The organism is Mucilaginibacter flavidus, from assembly GCF_024055575.1.
GTDB lineage: Bacteria > Bacteroidota > Bacteroidia > Sphingobacteriales > Sphingobacteriaceae > Mucilaginibacter > Mucilaginibacter flavidus.
In genome coordinates, this window is sequence record NZ_JAMXOE010000012.1 from 101,239 (window position 1) to 118,244 (window position 17,006).

Consider the following 17,006-nt stretch of genomic DNA (forward strand, 5'->3'; position numbering starts at 1 on the left):
AATGAAATAATGACCCAATGATTAAACGGCAACAGCACCTTTAATGTGTGGCCATGGGTCATAGTTCAATAATTCAAAATCCTCGAATTTAAATTGAAAAATGTCCTTCACATCAGGATTGATTTTCATTGTAGGCAACGGCCTTGGCTCGCGCCTTAATTGCAGCTGTGTTTGTTCGAGGTGGTTATTGTATAAGTGGGCATCACCAAAGGTGTGTATAAAATCGCCATACTCAAGGTCGCATACCTGGGCCATCATCATGGTTAGCAACGCGTATGATGCAATATTGAATGGCACGCCCAAAAATATATCTGCGCTCCTTTGATACAGTTGGCACGACAACTTGCCGCGTTTTTCCCCCTTCAGGGGGTTAGGGGGCTCTACATAAAACTGGAACAAACTGTGGCAAGGTGGCAGCGCCATCTGGTTAACGTCGGCCACATTCCAGGCCGATACCATCATGCGGCGCGAATCCGGGTTATTTTTTATCTGGTTTACAACTTGTGTAATCTGGTCTATATGCCCGCCGTCCGGTTTTGGCCAGTTGCGCCATTGGTAGCCATAAACAGGACCGAGGTTACCTTCGGCATCCGCCCATTCGTCCCAAATCTTTACACCGTTATCTTTTAGGTACTTGATGTTGGTGTCGCCGCTTAAAAACCATATCAGCTCGTGGATGATTGATTTCAGGTGCAGTTTTTTGGTAGTCACCATCGGGAAGCCCTCCTGCAGGTTAAAACGCATCTGGTAGCCAAATACGCTTAAGGTACCAGTGCCTGTGCGGTCGTGCTTTTGCGCGCCGGTTTCCATCACATGCCTCATCAGGTCGAGATACTGTTTCATGTTTTGAGTTGGTTAAGTTGATTGGGTTGGATCAAGTGGATTAAGTTTCGAAAGACTCTCAAAACATTATCACCCTATCAACAGAAATAAGTGCAAATAAAATTAAACTAAGTTGGTAAACCTACTGATGTGCAAAAATACAGCATTGTTAATCATTCTTATCAACGTAACATCATAACTTTGCAAAGCCTTGAACCTGCTGTGGTAACGCACCAGGTTGCGGGGCGTTGGCTGTGGGGACACAGGCAACGGGGGGTGAGATCTTTTTTAACTTAACGTGAATTTGATATAAGGGGGGAGCACTCGATTATCATCTACTTACATTTATTTAATCATTGGAATGAAATTAAACTGTCTGATAATGAGTGTGTTTCATAGCGTTCCGGGTGTTCCGTGTGCAAAATGGAACGCTTCGCCGGCTGTTCGTAGTGATGTAGCCATTTGCCTATGTCGAACTTACCTTTAACTTAATAAACTCAATCAACCCAGTCCAACTTAATCAACCATTCACTATTCTCTACTCACCACTATGCTCATTTTCCCCAACGCAAAAATCAACATCGGCCTCAACATACTCAACAGGAGGGATGATGGCTATCATAACCTTGAAACTATTTTTTACCCTGTCAACATAAAAGATGCACTTGAAATTGTGGTGGCCGACGAATTGAGTTTCGAATCATCCGGTTTGGAGATACCGGGCAGGGTGGAGGACAACCTTTGCATCAAGGGCTATCACTTACTGAAAAAAGATTTCTACCTGCCACCGGTAAAAATTCATTTGCACAAACATATCCCGATTGGCGCGGGGCTGGGAGGCGGCTCGGCAGATGCTGCGTTTTTTATCAGGCTGATAAACCAGAATTTTAATTTAGGGATGACAGATGAGCAAATGATCGGCTATGCCCGCAAACTTGGCGCCGACTGTGCCTTCTTTATCAAAAACAAACCTGTGTTTGCTTTTGAGATCGGGGATGAGTTTGAACCAGTCCGGCTCGACCTTTCCAAATACCAGGTTGTATTGGTGATGCCGCCTGTACATGTATCGACGGCGGAGGCCTATCGGGGCGTAAAACCCGCGCCGGTAAAAGATTCGCTGATGGATTTAATTTACGAACCCATTGCTGACTGGAAAAAATATATTAAAAATGATTTCGAAGCATCGGTGTTTAAAAACCACCCGGAAATAAGAGGGGTAAAGGCCGCTCTGTATGAAGCCGGCGCCCTATACGCCAGTATGAGCGGGAGTGGTGCATCGGTTTTTGGAATATTTGAAACGATGCCGCATTTGAGCGCTCTGGAAATTGAGAACGAAATTTTTTATTGTTAATGTCTGAACCGGGATTAAACAGATTAACGGATTTTTTCGATTCGGACTGCTTTTAATTCGAATCCGGAAAATCCGCTTAATCCCGGTTCAGATTCACACTCCTGCATCCTCACTAACTCCCCGTCCCACGCCTTCGGCCCAATCATGCTCGCCCCAGCCTTTGGCTACGGCGCTTAATAAGCGGTTGTGGACGACGGAAACTATCGGCATGGGTGTTTCTGCTTGCTGCGATAATTTGGTGGCTATACGCGCGTCCTTATAGCCTAGCTTAGTTTTGAAGCCTACGGGTTGGTAATGCTTGCCGGCAATCTGTTTGCCGTAGTTTTGAAATATGGGTGCGTTGAAAATTGTTGACCCGAAGAACTCTGCCACCTTTGTCCGGTCGAGCCCGTTTTTTTCGGCGAGGGTATAAGCCTCGGCCATCATCTCCATCGATGCCATTATCATAAAGTTCCCTGCCACCTTCACAACGTTGGCAGCGCCGGCATCTTCGCCAAAATCAAATATGCCCTGGCCCAGCGCTTCCAGTATTGGCTTCGCAATTTCTTTTGATTGATGGTTGCCCGATGTGCATATCCAAAGCTTCTTCGCCGCGGCCGCTTCTGGTCTGCCAAAAACAGGGGCGGCGAGGTAGTGGCTGCCGGCATCTTCGTGTGCTTTTGAAAGCTGTTGGGCAGTGTCCGGAGCGATGGTGCTCATGGAAATATGAAGGGTATTTTTGGCCAATTTTTTCAGGATACCATCGTCGCCCAAAATCGCGTCTTTCAGCACCTCGTCGTCTGATAGCATGGAGATGATTACAGACACGCCTTCGGCTGCTTCGGCAGGCGTTTTACATTTAGTGATGGCCGATGGTTCAAGCTCATCTGCCTTTGCAATTGTACGGTTATAAATCTGCAGGTGATAGCCTGCACTTATCAAATTTTTTGCCATCGGCGTACCCATGTGCCCCAGGCCGATGAATCCTATTTTGTTATTCATATTTTAGTTGATGTAATCCTTGTCGTCGTCGCTTAGTGTACCAGGTGCTGATTTGTCTGAGTTGTTGTCTGTGTAATCGCCACCAAGTTTTTTAACCCGTTTTGGCCGGCCAACCAGTACGCCTAATATAAAAGCAATGATTGCAACTATTAACAACATGATCAGCCTGGATATGCGAAAAGTGGCCCATAAAAAATTGAAGAAGTCCTCTTTGCTATTTTGCGTTATGACTATGGTTAGCAGAATAGTAATTACAATAATGACAATGGTTTTTATTCTCATGGTGATTTAGTTTAACATTTAATACAATATCCTGTTTTTTTTAATGGAATAAAAATCGCTCAATGTTTTTCATTTAATAAAATTAGAGTGAGGGCGAGTTGCGGGAATTTAAATGACCATTTTTAGAGTATTACAAATTGTGGTCGCCACTGCATGTGGCTTCAAAAAATGACCTCCCGTTTTTGATAGATATATTCTACCCGAGACTCTCATCGATAAACGAACTGCCAGGGAAGATTTTCCTGGCTTTAAATGTCGTTTCCTGGCTTGCTACTTTATCCTCCCAAATTTTAAGACGACAAAACTCCTGACAACAGGTCGAAAATATCAGTGGATTTTTTCGGTGCTAATTTTAGTTTGGTATACATCTCCGCGAAATCTTGATTTCCCTAAAAACCTTATTTGGCAATCTCGGTACACTTAGTCTTAACTTAATTTTTATAGCGGGTATTCTGACTAAAACTTTAATTAATCATATTTATATATTTGATTTATAGTAAAATAAATAGCGAAAATTTGATATGTATTTTTATATGCTAAAATAATTGGTAATTTGATTTTTAAAAGCTTTGTTTTATCGGAATAAATAGTTTTGATAATGGCCATAAATATTTTACTATAAAGTAATTATTATATTGTTTGAAATAGCTTAATAGCACTATTCTGAATATTAACATAGTTACTTACGAGCGCTGGTTCAGCCAAAATATGGTAAGGGTATCTTTCTTTTCGATACACTTATAAAAATTGTTAAATTTGCCTGTAGCGCTGCGAAAACTTTTAAATGGTATGCCGGGGGCTGTGAAAAAGATAACGGCTTAGATGGCCTTAAATGGCGCGGGGCGTTTATAGCATTTTCTCCCCCACCCTGAGATAAGGATGGTAGTCGTCCAAAATAATTGACGCAGGGAGTATGGAATGATACGAATATCAGCGCCTAGGAATTGCAATAAATAGGGGTAATCACGCCTGATTTTTTCGCCGGGCTAATTGCTTTTGGGCCACAGGGTACAGGAAGATTGTGGATAGCAACAGCACTGCGCCGACCCAAAAGCCTAGGGTCATTTTGTTCATGTCCTTGAAAAAAACAAATGACATAACGATGCCATATACGGGCTCAAGGTTGGTAATTAGCGCTACCCTGAATGCCGAAAGTTCGCGCATTACAGACACACCGGCCACGTAGGCAAGCGACGTACAAATGGTGCCAAGGATGAAAAGATAACCGATATCGGCCCCGCGCAGTGCCATCGATTGGTTGAAGCCGCCGGTAAATAAAAGGTAAATTGATATCCAGACAAAGGCTCCCGAAAGCTCGTAAAATGCTATTACCGGCGCTTCGAACTTTTTTACCTGGCGCGAATTGATGATTGAAAAAAGGCTGGCAAATACTGCGCTAAGTAGCCCTGCTTCTATACCCTTAGTGTATCTGCTTTCAAATTTAAAGATGGTGGCTATTCCCAATATTATTAAAATACCAGCCAGTATTTCCAACTTCGAAATCTTCTTTTTATTAATTAGCGGTTCAAAAATTGCGGTGAATAAAGTGATCGAAGAAAGGCAAACCAGGGTGACCGGAACGGTAGATAATTTAATAGAAGCGAAGAATAATATCCAGTGTCCGCCTACTAAAGCGCCCGTAAATATCAGCTTAAAAAAGCTGCGCATATCTAACTTTAGCGCTGTCTTATTGAACTTAAAATATAGGAATAATGACAGGGATGCAATGAGTACGCGGTACCAAACCAGGCTTACTGCAGATACCGAAATAAGTGCGCCGAGTATGCCGGTAAAGCCCCAGATGAAAACAGTAAAATGAAGGATAAGCAGGTTTTTATTTAACCCCGGCGAGGCATTTTTCGGGTCCATTATTTGGGCGCTTTTGACAGCAAATATAACCCAACTAATCCGAATATTCCATTAGGTATAAACACCGCTATAATGGATGGCATGTTTCCTTTTACCGCAAAAACAAATGCAAACCTATCGACGACGATGTAGGCAAAACAAAGGAAAATACCTATCCCCAGGGGCAACCCAATGCCGCCGCGAACCTTACGTGAGGATATAGAAACACCAATAAGCGTGAGCACATATGATGATAATGGGTACACAAAACGCTGGTCGAACACATAGGTCATTTCCTTTAATGCACCGGTTCCGCGAAGCTTTTCCTTTATAATGTTTTTGCTCAGCTCGCCTGTCGCCATGGCTGTGTAGCCGTTGTCGTAGGTGATAAAATCAACCGGCCGCATATCTAATAGGGTGTCTTTCGATCGCCCGGTGCTATCCACATATTTTTCTTTCAGCCCGTTTATATACCTTACGGTATAGCTTTTAATGGTCCACACCCGCTTTAACGAGTCGTACACAATAGTGTTGGCCAGCAATTTTTCCCTTAGCTGGTCACCATCAAACTTCTCTAAAATAAACTGGTAGCCGGTACGTATGGAATTATCAAACGACTGTACGTAGGCAAAAGTGTGTTTATCCAGCTGTATGTGTACCTCGCTTTTCGCCGGGTCGTCGCCGTTAAATCGGTTGGCATTTTCGAAGGATATCTTCAGGTTATTGGTATACGGAATAAGGTAAAGGTTGGCAAAAAGCGACACCAAAAAAATCAGCGTGGCGCAAATAAAATAAGGCCTTAAAAAGCGGTTGAAACTAGCCTTGCCGCTTAATATCGGCACAATTTCCGTTTGGTTGGCCATTTTGGCCGTAAAGTATATTACCGCCAAAAAGTTAATAAGCGGCGATAGCAGGTTCATATAAAAAGGTATAAAACCTGCGTAGTATTTAAATACAATCTCGTTTAAAGTATTGTGGTTTTTAAGGAAATTATCAATGTGTTCTGATATATCAAAAATAACTGTAATCACCACAAAAATGCCCAGCGTAAACGCAAACGTGCCCAGGTATTTTTTAATAATATACCTGTCGATTGTTTTTAAATACCTGTATAAAATGGCTTTCATTTATAATCGTTGCGCTAAGCGGTTTACCATTGCATTTTTCCAGCTATAAAACTCGCCGGCAATTATTTTATTGCGGGCTTCGGTAACCAACCACAAATAAAAGTGCAGGTTATGCAAAGTAGCTATCTGTGCGCCCAGCATTTCGCCTGAATGTATCAGGTGCCTAAGGTAAGCTTTTGTATAGGCAGTATCGGCAAATAAATCGCTATCCTGTTCAATAGGCGAAAAATCGTTCTTCCACTTCTCGTTCTTGATGTTAATAATGCCATTTTTTGTAAACAGCATGCCGTTGCGTGCGTTACGGGTGGGCATTACGCAATCAAACATATCAATCCCGAGGGCAATGTTCTCCAAAATATTAACAGGGGTGCCTACGCCCATAAGGTACCGTGGCTTTTGTTCGGGTAATATATTGCATACAACTTCCGTCATCGCGTACATTTCTTCGGCCGGCTCACCAACCGAAAGGCCGCCGATGGCATTTCCTTCCCGTTCAAATGATGCAATAACTTCTGCTGATTTTACCCGCAGATCCTTGTAAACAGAGCCTTGTACAATAGGAAAAAGTGTCTGGCTATAACCGTATTTTGGCTCCGTACTATCGAACCGGTCGCAGCAGCGTTTCAGCCAGCGGTGAGTCATATCGATGGAGCGGCGGGCATAGCCATATTCGCATGGGTAAGGGGTACACTCGTCAAACGCCATTATTATATCGGCACCGATAGTGCGCTGGGTATCCATCACATTTTCGGGTGTAAACAAATGTTTTGAGCCATCGATATGGGAACGGAACGTAACGCCTTCTTCCTTTATTTTGCGTACCTCGGTTAAAGAATACACCTGGTAACCGCCGCTGTCAGTTAAGATAGGACCGTCCCAACCGTTAAATTTATGCAGGCCGCCGGCAGCTTCAATGGTGTTTAATCCCGGGCGTAAATATAAATGGTATGTGTTACCCAGTATTATCTGCGCCTTAATATCGTTTTTAAGTTCGTGCTGGTGTACCGCCTTAACGGTCCCGGCAGTACCAACGGGCATAAATATAGGGGTCTGTATAGTGCCATGGTCGGTGGTTATTTCACCTGCCCGTGCTTTCGAAAGCGGATCCTTTGCTGTTAAGTTGAATTTCATTATAAGGACGCAAAATTAACATAATAATTATGTTGTAAGGTTGGAATGTTGTAAAGTTGAAACGTTATTGGCATAACGAATACCTTTTCGATTTATTTAACATTACAACCTTTCAATGTTGCAACATTTCAACCACTTCCTTAATGGCAATTGGTTTGATTTATTTAACATTACAACATTTCAACCTTACAACATTCCAACAATTTTTGCGACCTTTGCACATTATTTTTGACACCGGTTTGGAAACATATTTACATTACGCGTTATTTATTTCACTACAGTTTTGCTTCCTTATTCAGCTATATTTTTTAATTGCCAACCAAAGCAAACTTAACAAGTTTAAGCCGGTTGAGTCGCTTCCCGAGGTGTTGATCCCTGTGTCAGTAATTATAAGTGCCCGCAACGAGGCCAATAACCTGCGCGAAAACCTGCCTTCGATACTGGAGCAAAATTATCCGGATTTTGAGGTAGTTGTTATAAACGATTGCTCATATGATGCGTCGGGCGATGTGCTAGATGAGATGAAAGAGAAGTACCCGCGCCTTAAAGTGGTTACCATAACCGAGCACGACAGGTTTAAAACCGGCAAAAAATTCGCATTGACCCTGGGTATAAAAGCTGCAAAAAACGAATACCTGCTGTTTACCGATGCCGATTGCGTACCTGCTTCGGATAACTGGATAACCTATATGGCCGCCAATTTTACCAAGCCTGCTCAGATTGTTTTGGGCTATTCGCCATATAAAAAAACGCGCAATTTCTTAAACCCGTTTATCCGTTTTGAGACGATAAAAACTGCTATTAACTACCTGTCGGCTGCGGTTAGGGGTGACGCTTATATGGGTATAGGGCGTAACCTGGCTTATACTAAAACCTTGTTTTTTGGGGCCAAAGGTTTTGCTGCACACATGCACGTAATATCGGGCGATGACGATTTGTTTGTAAATCAAAACGCAACTGCCGATAATACAGCCATCGAAATGAACCCCGACTCGTTTGTTTATACCGACGCTAAGACCACTTTGAATTCGTTGTTTCGTCAAAAAAAGCGCCATTTTGGGGTGGGTAAATTGTATAAGGCGAGGCATCGCCGCATACTGAGTATCGATGCAGCGAGCGGCTTCCTATTCTATATTTTATTAACATTATGCTTAGTTTTCAACTTTGAACCCCTGTTAGCCGCAGGTTTGTTTATGTTTAGGTTGATTTTTCAATTAATCATATATAATAAGCTATTTAAGCGATTAGATGGCAAGGGCTTGTTATGGTACCTGCCCTTTTTTGATGCGATTTATTATATTTACTTAAATACTTTTGGGTTAATTGGCACTTTTATAAAAACCACTCAATGGAAATAAATTCGAATTTTACCGAGAACGCAAAGAACGATTTTCACCTTGTTGTAAGGGCACGACAGGGCGACCAGAAGGCTTATGCCGATTTGATGCACAGGTATAAGGATTCTATTTATTTTATGGTGCTTAAGATGGTTAACAACAAAGAGGACGCTATGGACCTTACCGTTGAAACCTTTGCCAAAGCGTTTGAGAAACTGGAAAAGTATCAGCCCGACTACGCCTTTAGTACCTGGCTTTTCCGCGTTGCCACCAATAACTGTATCGATTTTATCCGGAAAAAGAAGTTGAACACCATGTCGATCCACGGCATGATGGACGAGGACGGCGAAGAAAAACAACTGCAGATTAAGGCGGATGTGCTGAACCCTGAAGAAGTTTCAATAAAAAAACAACAAACCCAGGAGCTTAAATTACTTATTGAAAGCCTGCCACCGCGTTACCGCAACCTAATTACGCTGCGCTACTTTGATGAGTTATCCTACGAAGAAATTGCCCAACAGCTCGACCTGCCTTTAGGTACAGTTAAGGCCCAGCTTTTCAGGGCCAGATACCTACTTGGTAATATAATTAACCGGTTTAACAGGGATGATATCTGATTACCTGCTAAAATATTTCCCCAATCTTACGGCGCAGCAGCAAGAGCAGTTTAACCGCCTGCCCGAATTGTACACCTTTTGGAACAACCAGATAAACGTAATATCGCGCAAGGATATTGACATGCTGGGTGAGCGCCATGTTTTACACTCGCTGGGCATAGCCAAAGTAATGGCGTTTTTACCCGGCGAAAACGTACTTGATGTGGGCACAGGCGGTGGTTTTCCAGGTATTCCTTTAGCTATTCTTTTCCCCGAGACACAGTTCCACCTTGTCGATTCTATTGGCAAAAAAATAAAGGTGGTGCAGGAAGTCGAAAAAGCGCTTGGTCTTAAAAATGTAAAAGCCAGCCACCAGCGCGCCGAACAGGTTGATGAAAAGTTTGATTTTGTAGTGTCGCGTGCGGTTACACAACTGAAGGATTTTTATCCATGGGTGCGTGGTAAGTTTAACAAGCAATCAAAAAATAAGCTGCCGAACGGCATTCTTTATTTAAAAGGAGGGGATTTGGCGCAGGAAATTAAAGAATCTGGGCTAAAGGTTACCCAATACCATCTTAAGGATTATTTCGCCGAGGAGTTTTTTGAAACTAAGCAGGTTATCTACGTTAAAGCATAACCGTTGACTTCGCTGATTCGTTAAGACGCGCGATAGTTATCATTTTTCATTACAGTGTACAAATCGGTGTAATCATTGAGTTTCAATCGGTGTAACCTGTCATATACGACAAATTGCCGAAACGGTTTTTGGCCGGTCAGCAATTTAATTTATTGATTATTACTATTTAATTGTTTGACAAATTGTTATTTTTTTGGTGGATAGGTTGTTACTACCACTTCGTTAAGCATATATGTGGTTTTAGGATCATCGCTCTTAGGAAATTTAGGTGCAGCAAACCTACCTTTGGGAGTGTTGCCAACATACTTTCCTCCGTCATCCATTATTGCGAATGACACAGATATAGCATAATGGATTATAGATTTTTGTTCTGGAAATTTACCATCGTAGTTTCTTAGTACCCGTAAAACTTCCCCATCCATCTCGTCATTAAGTCCGCGGCTAATCTGTAAATCCTCTATTTTACCATTTGTTACATTGAAAGTTGCGATCACTCTGCCTGAAATTAGGTTATCCCGGCCTTTTGTAGGGTATCTTACGTATTTTTGAATGTATTTGTAGAATGCTTCAAAAGGATCTGCGGGCGGTGGTGGTGGCGGTAAAAGCGTAACATCAATGATCTTAACGGGCTTATTCGCTGCTACCTCTTTTAACACCAATGGCTTCGCTTGCGACAGCTTCGTATTGGTCATTGTTATAACTGTATCGCCTTTGGCTGGTTTTGATGGTGGCGGCGGCAGTAAAAGCTTAATATCGGTTATTTTCACCGGTTTGTTTGTATTGGTTTGTTTCAGCTTTAAAGGTTTCGCGTCTGCAAGTTTTACAGTAGTGATTTTTACTGCGGTATCAGTTATTGTTTTTTGCGGCGCAATATCCACCAGGCCATAGGTTTTACTGAACCCTAAGGTTGATACACACAGCAAGCCGGCGCATACCGGCAGGGCCGCGAGGTACTTTAGCCTTGCTAAATTCCCCGAACGTTTTTGGTTTAACATAATGATCCTCTTTTTTAGTAAGTTATAATTGAAAAATGAATTCGAAATTGACGATCCGCTTAAGCCATAAGCATTGCTCACCAAAAACGAGGAGTAGGCAAGGGTATCGCTCTCATAAGCGGCGGTTTGCTCATCGGCAATATACTCATGCACGGTTTTAAGGCTACGCTGCAGCAGGTAAATGAAAGGATTAAACCAGTTGACGATCTTCACCAGTTCCAAAAACACGATATCAAGGGAGTGTTTTTGATCGATATGAATTAGCTCATGCCGTATCATGATATCAGCGCCGGATACATTGGTGCCGATAAATACATAGTTGAAAAAGGAAAATGCTGTATTTGCATCCTCAACTTTAATAAGCTTATACTTATTACGCAGCAGGCTTTTTTGTGTTCGTGTTAATTTTAAAAGTTGAGAAATTTTTAAAGCAAACAGGGTAAGCATTACCACTGCACCGGTTACGTATCCAATTACAAGTACGTTTTGCCAGGTAAAATACGCTGTAGTCGCAACGTTTTCATGGAGGTGCTGATTGTAAATTATTGTGGTAACTACCTGCCCGCCATCTTCGTATGATTTTAACCAGCCCACTTGCACCAGCGGGATAATGTATGATAAAACAGGCGTGCACAACAAGTAAACCCGGTTCAACTTGTAATAAGTTTCTTTATCGAGCAGTAAAAAATACAGCGCGTAAAATACCCCCAGGTAAATATTCGCTTCCAACAGATAATGCAGCCAATTCATGATTTTTAGTTTTTTAGGTTGTCAATCAGTTTGGTAAGCTCATCGAGCTCCTTTACGTCCAGGTTTTTTTCGTCGACAATAAATGACACCAGGCTTTTGTAGGAATTGCTGAAATAGTTTTTCATCATCTTATCAAAAGTGAATTTTTTGTAAACATCTTCGCTGACGGCCGGGAAGTAAACATGTGAGTTGCCGTAGGCTTTATGGTCGATAAATCCTTTGCCTTCCAAAACCCTCACCACTGTCGACACAGTGTTATAGGCTGGTTTTGGTTCCGGCATTTCTTCAATAATGTCTTTCACAATGGCCTCTTTTAGCTGCCACAGTATTTGCATCACCTGCTCTTCGGCTTTTGTAAGTTCTTTAATGTTCATAGTAAACTATTTTTATAGTTAAGTAAAGATAGAACTATTTTTATAGTTTGCAAACTATTTTTGTAGTTTTTTATTTTTTGCTAAAATTGTTAGGATTTTTATATTTTAGGGCGATAAAGCCGCGCAGTGAAATAACACACAGCAAGGCGTCAGATTATGTCATTACTTCACCAGGTTGCCTTAACATTTGTAAAAAACATCGGCCCAACATTGGCCAAATCATTAACCGCACATTTTGGTGGGGCCGAACAAATATTTAAAGCACCCAAAGGCAAATTGTTGAAGGTACCAGGGATAGGAGAGAAGACGGTTGGCCAGCTTGACTTTGACGTTGCGCTGAAGAAGGCTGAGCAGGAACTGAAATTTATTGAAAGAAACGGAATCGACGTTATATTTTATACCGATATCAGGTATCCCAAACGCTTAAAAAATTGCAACGATTCGCCTGTATTACTGTACTCAAAAGGCAATGCAGATTTAAATGCCGAACATGTAGTAAGTATTGTCGGTACACGTAACGCAACCGAATACGGTAAACAGCTATGCCGGCAATTGGTTGAGGAACTGCAGCAGCAAAACGTTTTGGTAGTTAGCGGCTTAGCGCTCGGCATTGATGTGGCTGCGCATAAAGAGTGCTTAAAACATAACGTACCCACTGTAGGCGTAGTTGGTCATGGACTGGATAGAATGTACCCCAGCCAGAACCGGGCCACTGCCGATAAAATGTTGGAAAACGGCGGCTTGTTGTCCGAATACCCTTCAGGCACCATACCTGATCGTGAGAATTTTCCGCAGCGTAACCGTATAGTGGCAGGCATGGCTGATGCCACCATAGTAGTTGAAGCCGGGATAAAAGGTGGTGCATTGATTACTGCCGAAATTGCCAACTCCTATAACCGCGATGTATTCGCCTTCCCGGGCAGATTGGGCGATGAATATTCTGAAGGCTGCAATTTTTTAATCCGCAACAACAAGGCACAGCTACTTACCTGCGCCGCTGATTTAGCTTTCAGCCTGGGCTGGGAGCAAGGTGAAACAGCGAAAGCTACGATCGACCAATTTATTTTGCCATTTGATCTTACACAGGATGAAAGCCTGATAATTAATCTTTTACGTGAAAACAAAACTCCGCTTGCTATTGACGACTTATCAATAAAAACCAACATGCCAACCAGCAAACTGGCCATGAATTTATTGAATATGGAAATGCAGGGTTATATAAGAGGCTTGCCGGGGAAGATGTATTGCCTTTCGTGAATAGGTTAGGTCATTAGGTCATTGGGTCATTGGGTCATTGGGTCATTGGGTCATTGGGTCATTGGGTCATTGAAATTTTGAGAGTGTAAGGTAGTCAGAATTTGATATTTTTCGTTGGGAATGCTGACGAACAATTCGTTAATGACTCAATGACATAGTGACTAAATGATTTTTCACCCGTTCGGCCAGCTAAAATAAGCAAGCGTACCCAGGCCTTTGCTAATTGATGCCCAATCATCTATTTCAAAATCAATTACTGCAACCGCGCTGGTGTGAACCTCCATGGCAGCGCCGGTTAAATATTGCAGTATGTAAGCTATGCCCGGATTATGACCAACAAGGGCTACAAAGTTGTATTGGCCTGGCAGATCGTTAATTATTTTTAAAAGGGTTTTTTCGCTCGCTTCAAAAATTGACTTGTTGGTGGTGGGAGCAGGTAAACCTAAGTGGTCGGCAAATATTTCAGCCGTCGTAAGGGTGCGCAATGCGGGGCTGGCTACAATATATTCAGGTACTATTAATTTCTCTTTCAAACGATCAGCCATAAAACCCGCGTCCTGCATGCCGATGTATTTTAAAGGCCTGTCAAAATCCTTGCCCCCGGTATCCTTTTCGGCCTTTGCATGTCTTACCAATAGTAATTTTTTCATGGCGATTTCAATTTAACCAGCCTTGCGGCCCATCCACTTGTATCTAATAAAAACGCTGCAAATTAACGTTTAATTGATATTTAAATGAAGGTTATTTTGATATAAATTGTTTTAATAAAAATATACCGGTGCAGAATTAGCAACGGCTGCATTTAGTTTATAAATCCGCTTAGTTTGGCAACAATAGTTTCGGGTTCAATGTTATAGAGGCAGGCATAATCCTTCCTGAAACAGGGCTTATTGCCATAAACAGAGCATGGTCGGCATTCAATATCGTCTGCAATTATGTTGTTTTCCGATTGCCCGTAGCCTAAAAAACCTGCATAATGGTGTGTTGCCCCCCAAACCGAAACTACCGGCACGCCCTCAAGCGAAGCCAGGTGCATTCCCGCCGAATCCATACTCATCATCACATCAAGGTTGCTGATCAAAGAAAGTTCCTGTTCTATAGTTAAGCGGCGTACCAGCGAGGTAGCGGCCGGATATTTTTGCTCCCATTGCAGGCAAATCTCTTCTTCCAGCAACGAGCCGCCAAATAAAAACAGTTTTACATTTTTATTATCTAACTGCTTAATAACTTCTTCCGTTCGCTCCAGCGGATAAATTTTGCCTTTATGTTTGGCAAAAGGGGCAATGCCGATCCAGATATTTGCCTTGTCGCCGGTTAGTTTTATAATCTCGCCGGTTAGTGGTTGTGGATTTTTTTTAAGCTGATGCTGAAGTTCTGTTTGCAATCCTAACCCTCTGAAAACATCGGCATAACGTTCTGTAGTCAGCTTAAGTGGTTTTAAAACCTTGTTTGGAAAGCGGGTCAAAAGCTTTTTTTCTTCCCTTCCTTTATCGATGTATGCATAAGGTAAGCCCGAAACCCGGAACATTTTTCTTAATATTTTCGAACGTAAATTGTCATGCAAATCGACAACGGCGTCAAAATTTGAAGTTTTTTTCAACGCCCGAAACAGCTTAAGCAGGCCGGTGAACCCTTTATACTCCAAATTTAAATCGGCCGCGAAATAGTTTAGTCGGGGGATACCCTTAAAACAACCTTCAAAATCAGGTCGCGAAACAAATGTTATTTCTAGTTCGGGATTTTGACTTAGCACCGCTTTTATAACCGGCACCGTCATAGCCACATCGCCCATGGCCGAAAAACGGAATACCAGTATATGCTTTGCTGCCGGCATTTATTTTTTGCTGTTGTACAAAACAGGATTAAGTTCCGGGTCGTTATACATTTTCATCTGGCGGTAAACCTTCATGTATTTTTCGCCACGTTGTATATCGTCAATCAGTTCGTCAATAGCTATTGAAAGGTCTGTTTGCTGCTGCAAAAGAATCCCAAGTTTTGCTTTACGCTGAGCTGAATCCGCATCGCTAATGTTTTTTCTCAGGCTTTCCTCGTGCATGTGATAAATCTTTAGCGCCAGTATTGAAAGCCTGTCGATAGCCCAGGCAGGGCTTTCTGTATTTATTCGCGCTGTAGGCAGGGGCTTAACATCTTTGTACTTATCTAAAAAATAGCTGTCAATTTCTTCCACTAAATCCGTGCGCTCCTGGTTGGATTTATCGATGCGGCGTTTCCATTTCAGGGCAACCACAGGGTCAATGGATGGATTTCGAATTTCATCCTCCATATGCCATTGGGCTGTGTCTATCCAGCATTTGGTGAATAACAGATTTTCAAACGAGCCCACCTCGTAAGGGTTTTCATGCCTCGCGTTGATATCATCATATAAATGATAATCATATATCGCCTTTAAAAATGCCTTGTTACAAAGTCCGCTTATCATTTTACTGTGCTTGTGCCTTTATTTTGTTAATAATAGATGTTGAGGAATAGCCCTCAACAAAAGTAATAGTTTTAACCTCGCCGCCGTTAGCAATAACTTCTTTGGCGCCAACAATATTATCTATAGTATAATCTGCGCCTTTAACCAGTATGTCGGGTAGTAAAGTACTTATCAAATTAAGCGGTGTATCTTCTTCAAATAATACCACACCATCTACAAAAAACAGCGAGGCCAACAAGGCTGCGCGGTTATTTTGGTCGTTTATTGGCCGGTCTTCGCCTTTTATCCGCTTTACAGAACTATCTGCATTTAAGCCGATTATCAGTTTGTCGCCCAATTCGGCGGCCTTCGCTAAATAAGTAACATGGCCTAAGTGTAATAAATCAAAAACACCATTTGTAAATACTACCTTTTTGCCTTCTTTCTGCCAGGTAGTAGTCGTGGCTTTCAACCGGGCTAAAGGCTGAATTTTATCTAAAAGCGTTTTTTCTAAGTCGGCTCTCATTTGTTAAAATAAATCGTCAACGGCTTTACACAATATGTGCCCAATCAAAATGTGCATTTCCTGTATGCGGGCAGTGATATCTGATGGTATTATCACATTTAAATCGCAAATACCGTTCATTTTTCCGCCATCCCGACCCGAAAGACCCAGTGTTTTGCAGCCAAATTTTGTAGCAGTGTCAAAGGCATTTAAAATTCCCTGGCTGTTGCCGCTTGTTGAAATACCTATAAATAAATCACCGGGCCGCGCCAATGCCTCAACTTGGCGCGAAAATACATGGTCATACCCGTAATCATTGGCAATGGCTGTTAGGGCCGATGTATCAGTTGTCAACGCAATTCCGGGTAAGGCTTTGCGGTGTTTCACAAAGCGCCCGCTTAACTCGGCAGCAATATGCTGGGCATCGGCAGCGCTGCCGCCATTGCCCGCTGTTAAAACCTTGTTGCCGTTTTGTATAGCAGTAATAATCATTTCGCAGGCTTTTTCAATATCGCCGCTAAGCTGTTCAATTACCTTGTTTATAAGCTGCTGATGATCTTTAAGTTCTTCAATAACCATTCTGTTAAATTTCGG

At 42.2% G+C, this 17,006-nt stretch carries 18 protein-coding genes; 5 read left to right on the forward strand and 13 right to left on the reverse strand.

What is annotated here, in order from left to right; all coding sequences use genetic code 11:
- Positions 1-21 precede the first annotated feature (21 nt).
- Positions 22-843: a thymidylate synthase gene (locus tag NAF19_RS17695; protein WP_252791612.1), complete on the reverse strand. Its 822-nt coding sequence runs from the start codon at positions 841-843 to the stop codon at positions 22-24.
- Positions 844-1,372: 529 nt separating this feature from the next.
- Between NAF19_RS17695 and ispE the strand changes: the two genes are divergently transcribed.
- Complete coding sequence (ispE, locus tag NAF19_RS17700) at positions 1,373-2,173, forward strand: 4-(cytidine 5'-diphospho)-2-C-methyl-D-erythritol kinase (protein WP_252791614.1); 801 nt, start codon at positions 1,373-1,375, stop codon at positions 2,171-2,173.
- A 93-nt stretch (positions 2,174-2,266) separates the two neighbouring features.
- On the opposite strand, the gene NAF19_RS17705 is transcribed toward ispE, so the two are convergent.
- The 5 genes from NAF19_RS17705 to tgt all read right to left on the reverse strand — a co-directional run bounded on the left by NAF19_RS17705 (position 2,267) and on the right by tgt (position 7,542).
- The gene (locus NAF19_RS17705) at positions 2,267-3,154 is read right to left on the reverse strand and encodes an NAD(P)-dependent oxidoreductase (protein ID WP_252791615.1); all 888 of its coding nucleotides are present in this window, start codon (positions 3,152-3,154) and stop codon (positions 2,267-2,269) included.
- Between the two features lie 3 nt (positions 3,155-3,157).
- Positions 3,158-3,436 (reverse strand): hypothetical protein, encoded by a 279-nt coding sequence (locus tag NAF19_RS17710; protein ID WP_252791617.1) that lies wholly within the window; start codon positions 3,434-3,436, stop codon positions 3,158-3,160.
- Between the two features lie 963 nt (positions 3,437-4,399).
- On the reverse strand, positions 4,400-5,305 hold the full coding sequence (locus NAF19_RS17715) for a DMT family transporter (RefSeq protein WP_252791619.1): 906 nt from the start codon (positions 5,303-5,305) through the stop codon (positions 4,400-4,402).
- Entirely contained in the window at positions 5,305-6,411 is a 1,107-nt protein-coding gene (locus tag NAF19_RS17720; protein ID WP_252791622.1) for an LptF/LptG family permease, read from the reverse strand. Before NAF19_RS17720 ends, NAF19_RS17715 begins: the two co-directional genes overlap by 1 nt.
- Positions 6,412-7,542, reverse strand: coding sequence for a tRNA guanosine(34) transglycosylase Tgt (tgt, locus tag NAF19_RS17725; RefSeq protein ID WP_252791624.1), 1,131 nt, complete (start codon positions 7,540-7,542; stop codon positions 6,412-6,414).
- A 239-nt stretch (positions 7,543-7,781) separates the two neighbouring features.
- Between tgt and NAF19_RS17730 the strand changes: the two genes are divergently transcribed.
- The 3 genes from NAF19_RS17730 to rsmG are packed head-to-tail and all read left to right on the forward strand — an operon-like array spanning position 7,782 to position 10,112.
- Complete coding sequence (locus NAF19_RS17730; RefSeq protein ID WP_252791625.1) at positions 7,782-8,900, forward strand: glycosyltransferase; 1,119 nt, start codon at positions 7,782-7,784, stop codon at positions 8,898-8,900.
- Positions 8,891-9,496 carry an RNA polymerase sigma factor gene (locus tag NAF19_RS17735; RefSeq protein ID WP_252791627.1) on the forward strand — a complete coding sequence of 202 codons (606 nt, stop codon included), beginning with the start codon at positions 8,891-8,893 and terminating at the stop codon, positions 9,494-9,496. The genes NAF19_RS17730 and NAF19_RS17735 overlap by 10 nt, the downstream gene beginning before the upstream one ends.
- A complete protein-coding gene (rsmG, locus tag NAF19_RS17740; RefSeq protein ID WP_252791629.1) occupies positions 9,486-10,112 on the forward strand; it encodes a 16S rRNA (guanine(527)-N(7))-methyltransferase RsmG in 627 nt (208 codons plus the stop codon). The genes NAF19_RS17735 and rsmG overlap by 11 nt, the downstream gene beginning before the upstream one ends.
- Before the next feature lie 185 nt (positions 10,113-10,297).
- On the opposite strand, the gene NAF19_RS17745 is transcribed toward rsmG, so the two are convergent.
- Positions 10,298-11,857, reverse strand: coding sequence for a M56 family metallopeptidase (locus NAF19_RS17745; protein ID WP_252791631.1), 1,560 nt, complete (start codon positions 11,855-11,857; stop codon positions 10,298-10,300).
- A gap of 5 nt (positions 11,858-11,862) precedes the next feature.
- Positions 11,863-12,231, reverse strand: a complete 369-nt coding sequence (locus tag NAF19_RS17750; protein ID WP_252791633.1) for a BlaI/MecI/CopY family transcriptional regulator — start codon at positions 12,229-12,231, stop codon at positions 11,863-11,865.
- 156 nt (positions 12,232-12,387) lie between these two features.
- Between NAF19_RS17750 and dprA the strand changes: the two genes are divergently transcribed.
- Positions 12,388-13,488 (forward strand): DNA-processing protein DprA, encoded by a 1,101-nt coding sequence (gene dprA / locus NAF19_RS17755; RefSeq protein WP_252791634.1) that lies wholly within the window; start codon positions 12,388-12,390, stop codon positions 13,486-13,488.
- 173 nt (positions 13,489-13,661) lie between these two features.
- Here the strand turns inward: dprA and NAF19_RS17760 are convergent, their stop codons facing one another.
- The 5 genes from NAF19_RS17760 to gmhA form a co-directional block, all read right to left on the reverse strand.
- The gene (locus tag NAF19_RS17760; protein ID WP_252791637.1) at positions 13,662-14,138 is read right to left on the reverse strand and encodes a SixA phosphatase family protein; all 477 of its coding nucleotides are present in this window, start codon (positions 14,136-14,138) and stop codon (positions 13,662-13,664) included.
- 152 nt (positions 14,139-14,290) lie between these two features.
- Entirely contained in the window at positions 14,291-15,322 is a 1,032-nt protein-coding gene (locus NAF19_RS17765) for a glycosyltransferase family 9 protein (protein WP_252791639.1), read from the reverse strand.
- Complete coding sequence (locus NAF19_RS17770) at positions 15,323-15,928, reverse strand: DUF4254 domain-containing protein (protein WP_252791641.1); 606 nt, start codon at positions 15,926-15,928, stop codon at positions 15,323-15,325.
- A gap of 1 nt (position 15,929) precedes the next feature.
- Positions 15,930-16,433: a D-glycero-beta-D-manno-heptose 1-phosphate adenylyltransferase gene (gene rfaE2 / locus NAF19_RS17775; RefSeq protein ID WP_252791642.1), complete on the reverse strand. Its 504-nt coding sequence runs from the start codon at positions 16,431-16,433 to the stop codon at positions 15,930-15,932.
- A 3-nt stretch (positions 16,434-16,436) separates the two neighbouring features.
- Positions 16,437-16,991 carry a D-sedoheptulose 7-phosphate isomerase gene (gene gmhA / locus NAF19_RS17780; RefSeq protein ID WP_252791644.1) on the reverse strand — a complete coding sequence of 185 codons (555 nt, stop codon included), beginning with the start codon at positions 16,989-16,991 and terminating at the stop codon, positions 16,437-16,439.
- Positions 16,992-17,006 lie beyond the last annotated feature (15 nt).

Excerpts from the sequence above, each read along its gene's own strand:
- NAF19_RS17695 (WP_252791612.1), bottom strand. The coding sequence starts at position 843 with ATGAAACAGTATCTCGACCTGATGAGGCATGTGATGGAAACCGGCGCG.
- ispE (WP_252791614.1), top strand. The coding sequence starts at position 1,373 with ATGCTCATTTTCCCCAACGCAAAAATCAACATCGGCCTCAACATACTC.
- NAF19_RS17705 (WP_252791615.1), bottom strand. The coding sequence starts at position 3,154 with ATGAATAACAAAATAGGATTCATCGGCCTGGGGCACATGGGTACGCCG.
- NAF19_RS17710 (WP_252791617.1), bottom strand. The coding sequence starts at position 3,436 with ATGAGAATAAAAACCATTGTCATTATTGTAATTACTATTCTGCTAACC.
- NAF19_RS17715 (WP_252791619.1), bottom strand. The coding sequence starts at position 5,305 with ATGGACCCGAAAAATGCCTCGCCGGGGTTAAATAAAAACCTGCTTATC.
- NAF19_RS17720 (WP_252791622.1), bottom strand. The coding sequence starts at position 6,411 with ATGAAAGCCATTTTATACAGGTATTTAAAAACAATCGACAGGTATATT.
- tgt (WP_252791624.1), bottom strand. The coding sequence starts at position 7,542 with ATGAAATTCAACTTAACAGCAAAGGATCCGCTTTCGAAAGCACGGGCA.
- NAF19_RS17735 (WP_252791627.1), top strand. The coding sequence starts at position 8,891 with ATGGAAATAAATTCGAATTTTACCGAGAACGCAAAGAACGATTTTCAC.
- rsmG (WP_252791629.1), top strand. The coding sequence starts at position 9,486 with ATGATATCTGATTACCTGCTAAAATATTTCCCCAATCTTACGGCGCAG.
- NAF19_RS17745 (WP_252791631.1), bottom strand. The coding sequence starts at position 11,857 with ATGAATTGGCTGCATTATCTGTTGGAAGCGAATATTTACCTGGGGGTA.
- NAF19_RS17750 (WP_252791633.1), bottom strand. The coding sequence starts at position 12,231 with ATGAACATTAAAGAACTTACAAAAGCCGAAGAGCAGGTGATGCAAATA.
- dprA (WP_252791634.1), top strand. The coding sequence starts at position 12,388 with ATGTCATTACTTCACCAGGTTGCCTTAACATTTGTAAAAAACATCGGC.
- NAF19_RS17760 (WP_252791637.1), bottom strand. The coding sequence starts at position 14,138 with ATGAAAAAATTACTATTGGTAAGACATGCAAAGGCCGAAAAGGATACC.
- NAF19_RS17765 (WP_252791639.1), bottom strand. The coding sequence starts at position 15,322 with ATGCCGGCAGCAAAGCATATACTGGTATTCCGTTTTTCGGCCATGGGC.
- NAF19_RS17770 (WP_252791641.1), bottom strand. The coding sequence starts at position 15,928 with ATGATAAGCGGACTTTGTAACAAGGCATTTTTAAAGGCGATATATGAT.
- rfaE2 (WP_252791642.1), bottom strand. The coding sequence starts at position 16,433 with ATGAGAGCCGACTTAGAAAAAACGCTTTTAGATAAAATTCAGCCTTTA.
- gmhA (WP_252791644.1), bottom strand. The coding sequence starts at position 16,991 with ATGGTTATTGAAGAACTTAAAGATCATCAGCAGCTTATAAACAAGGTA.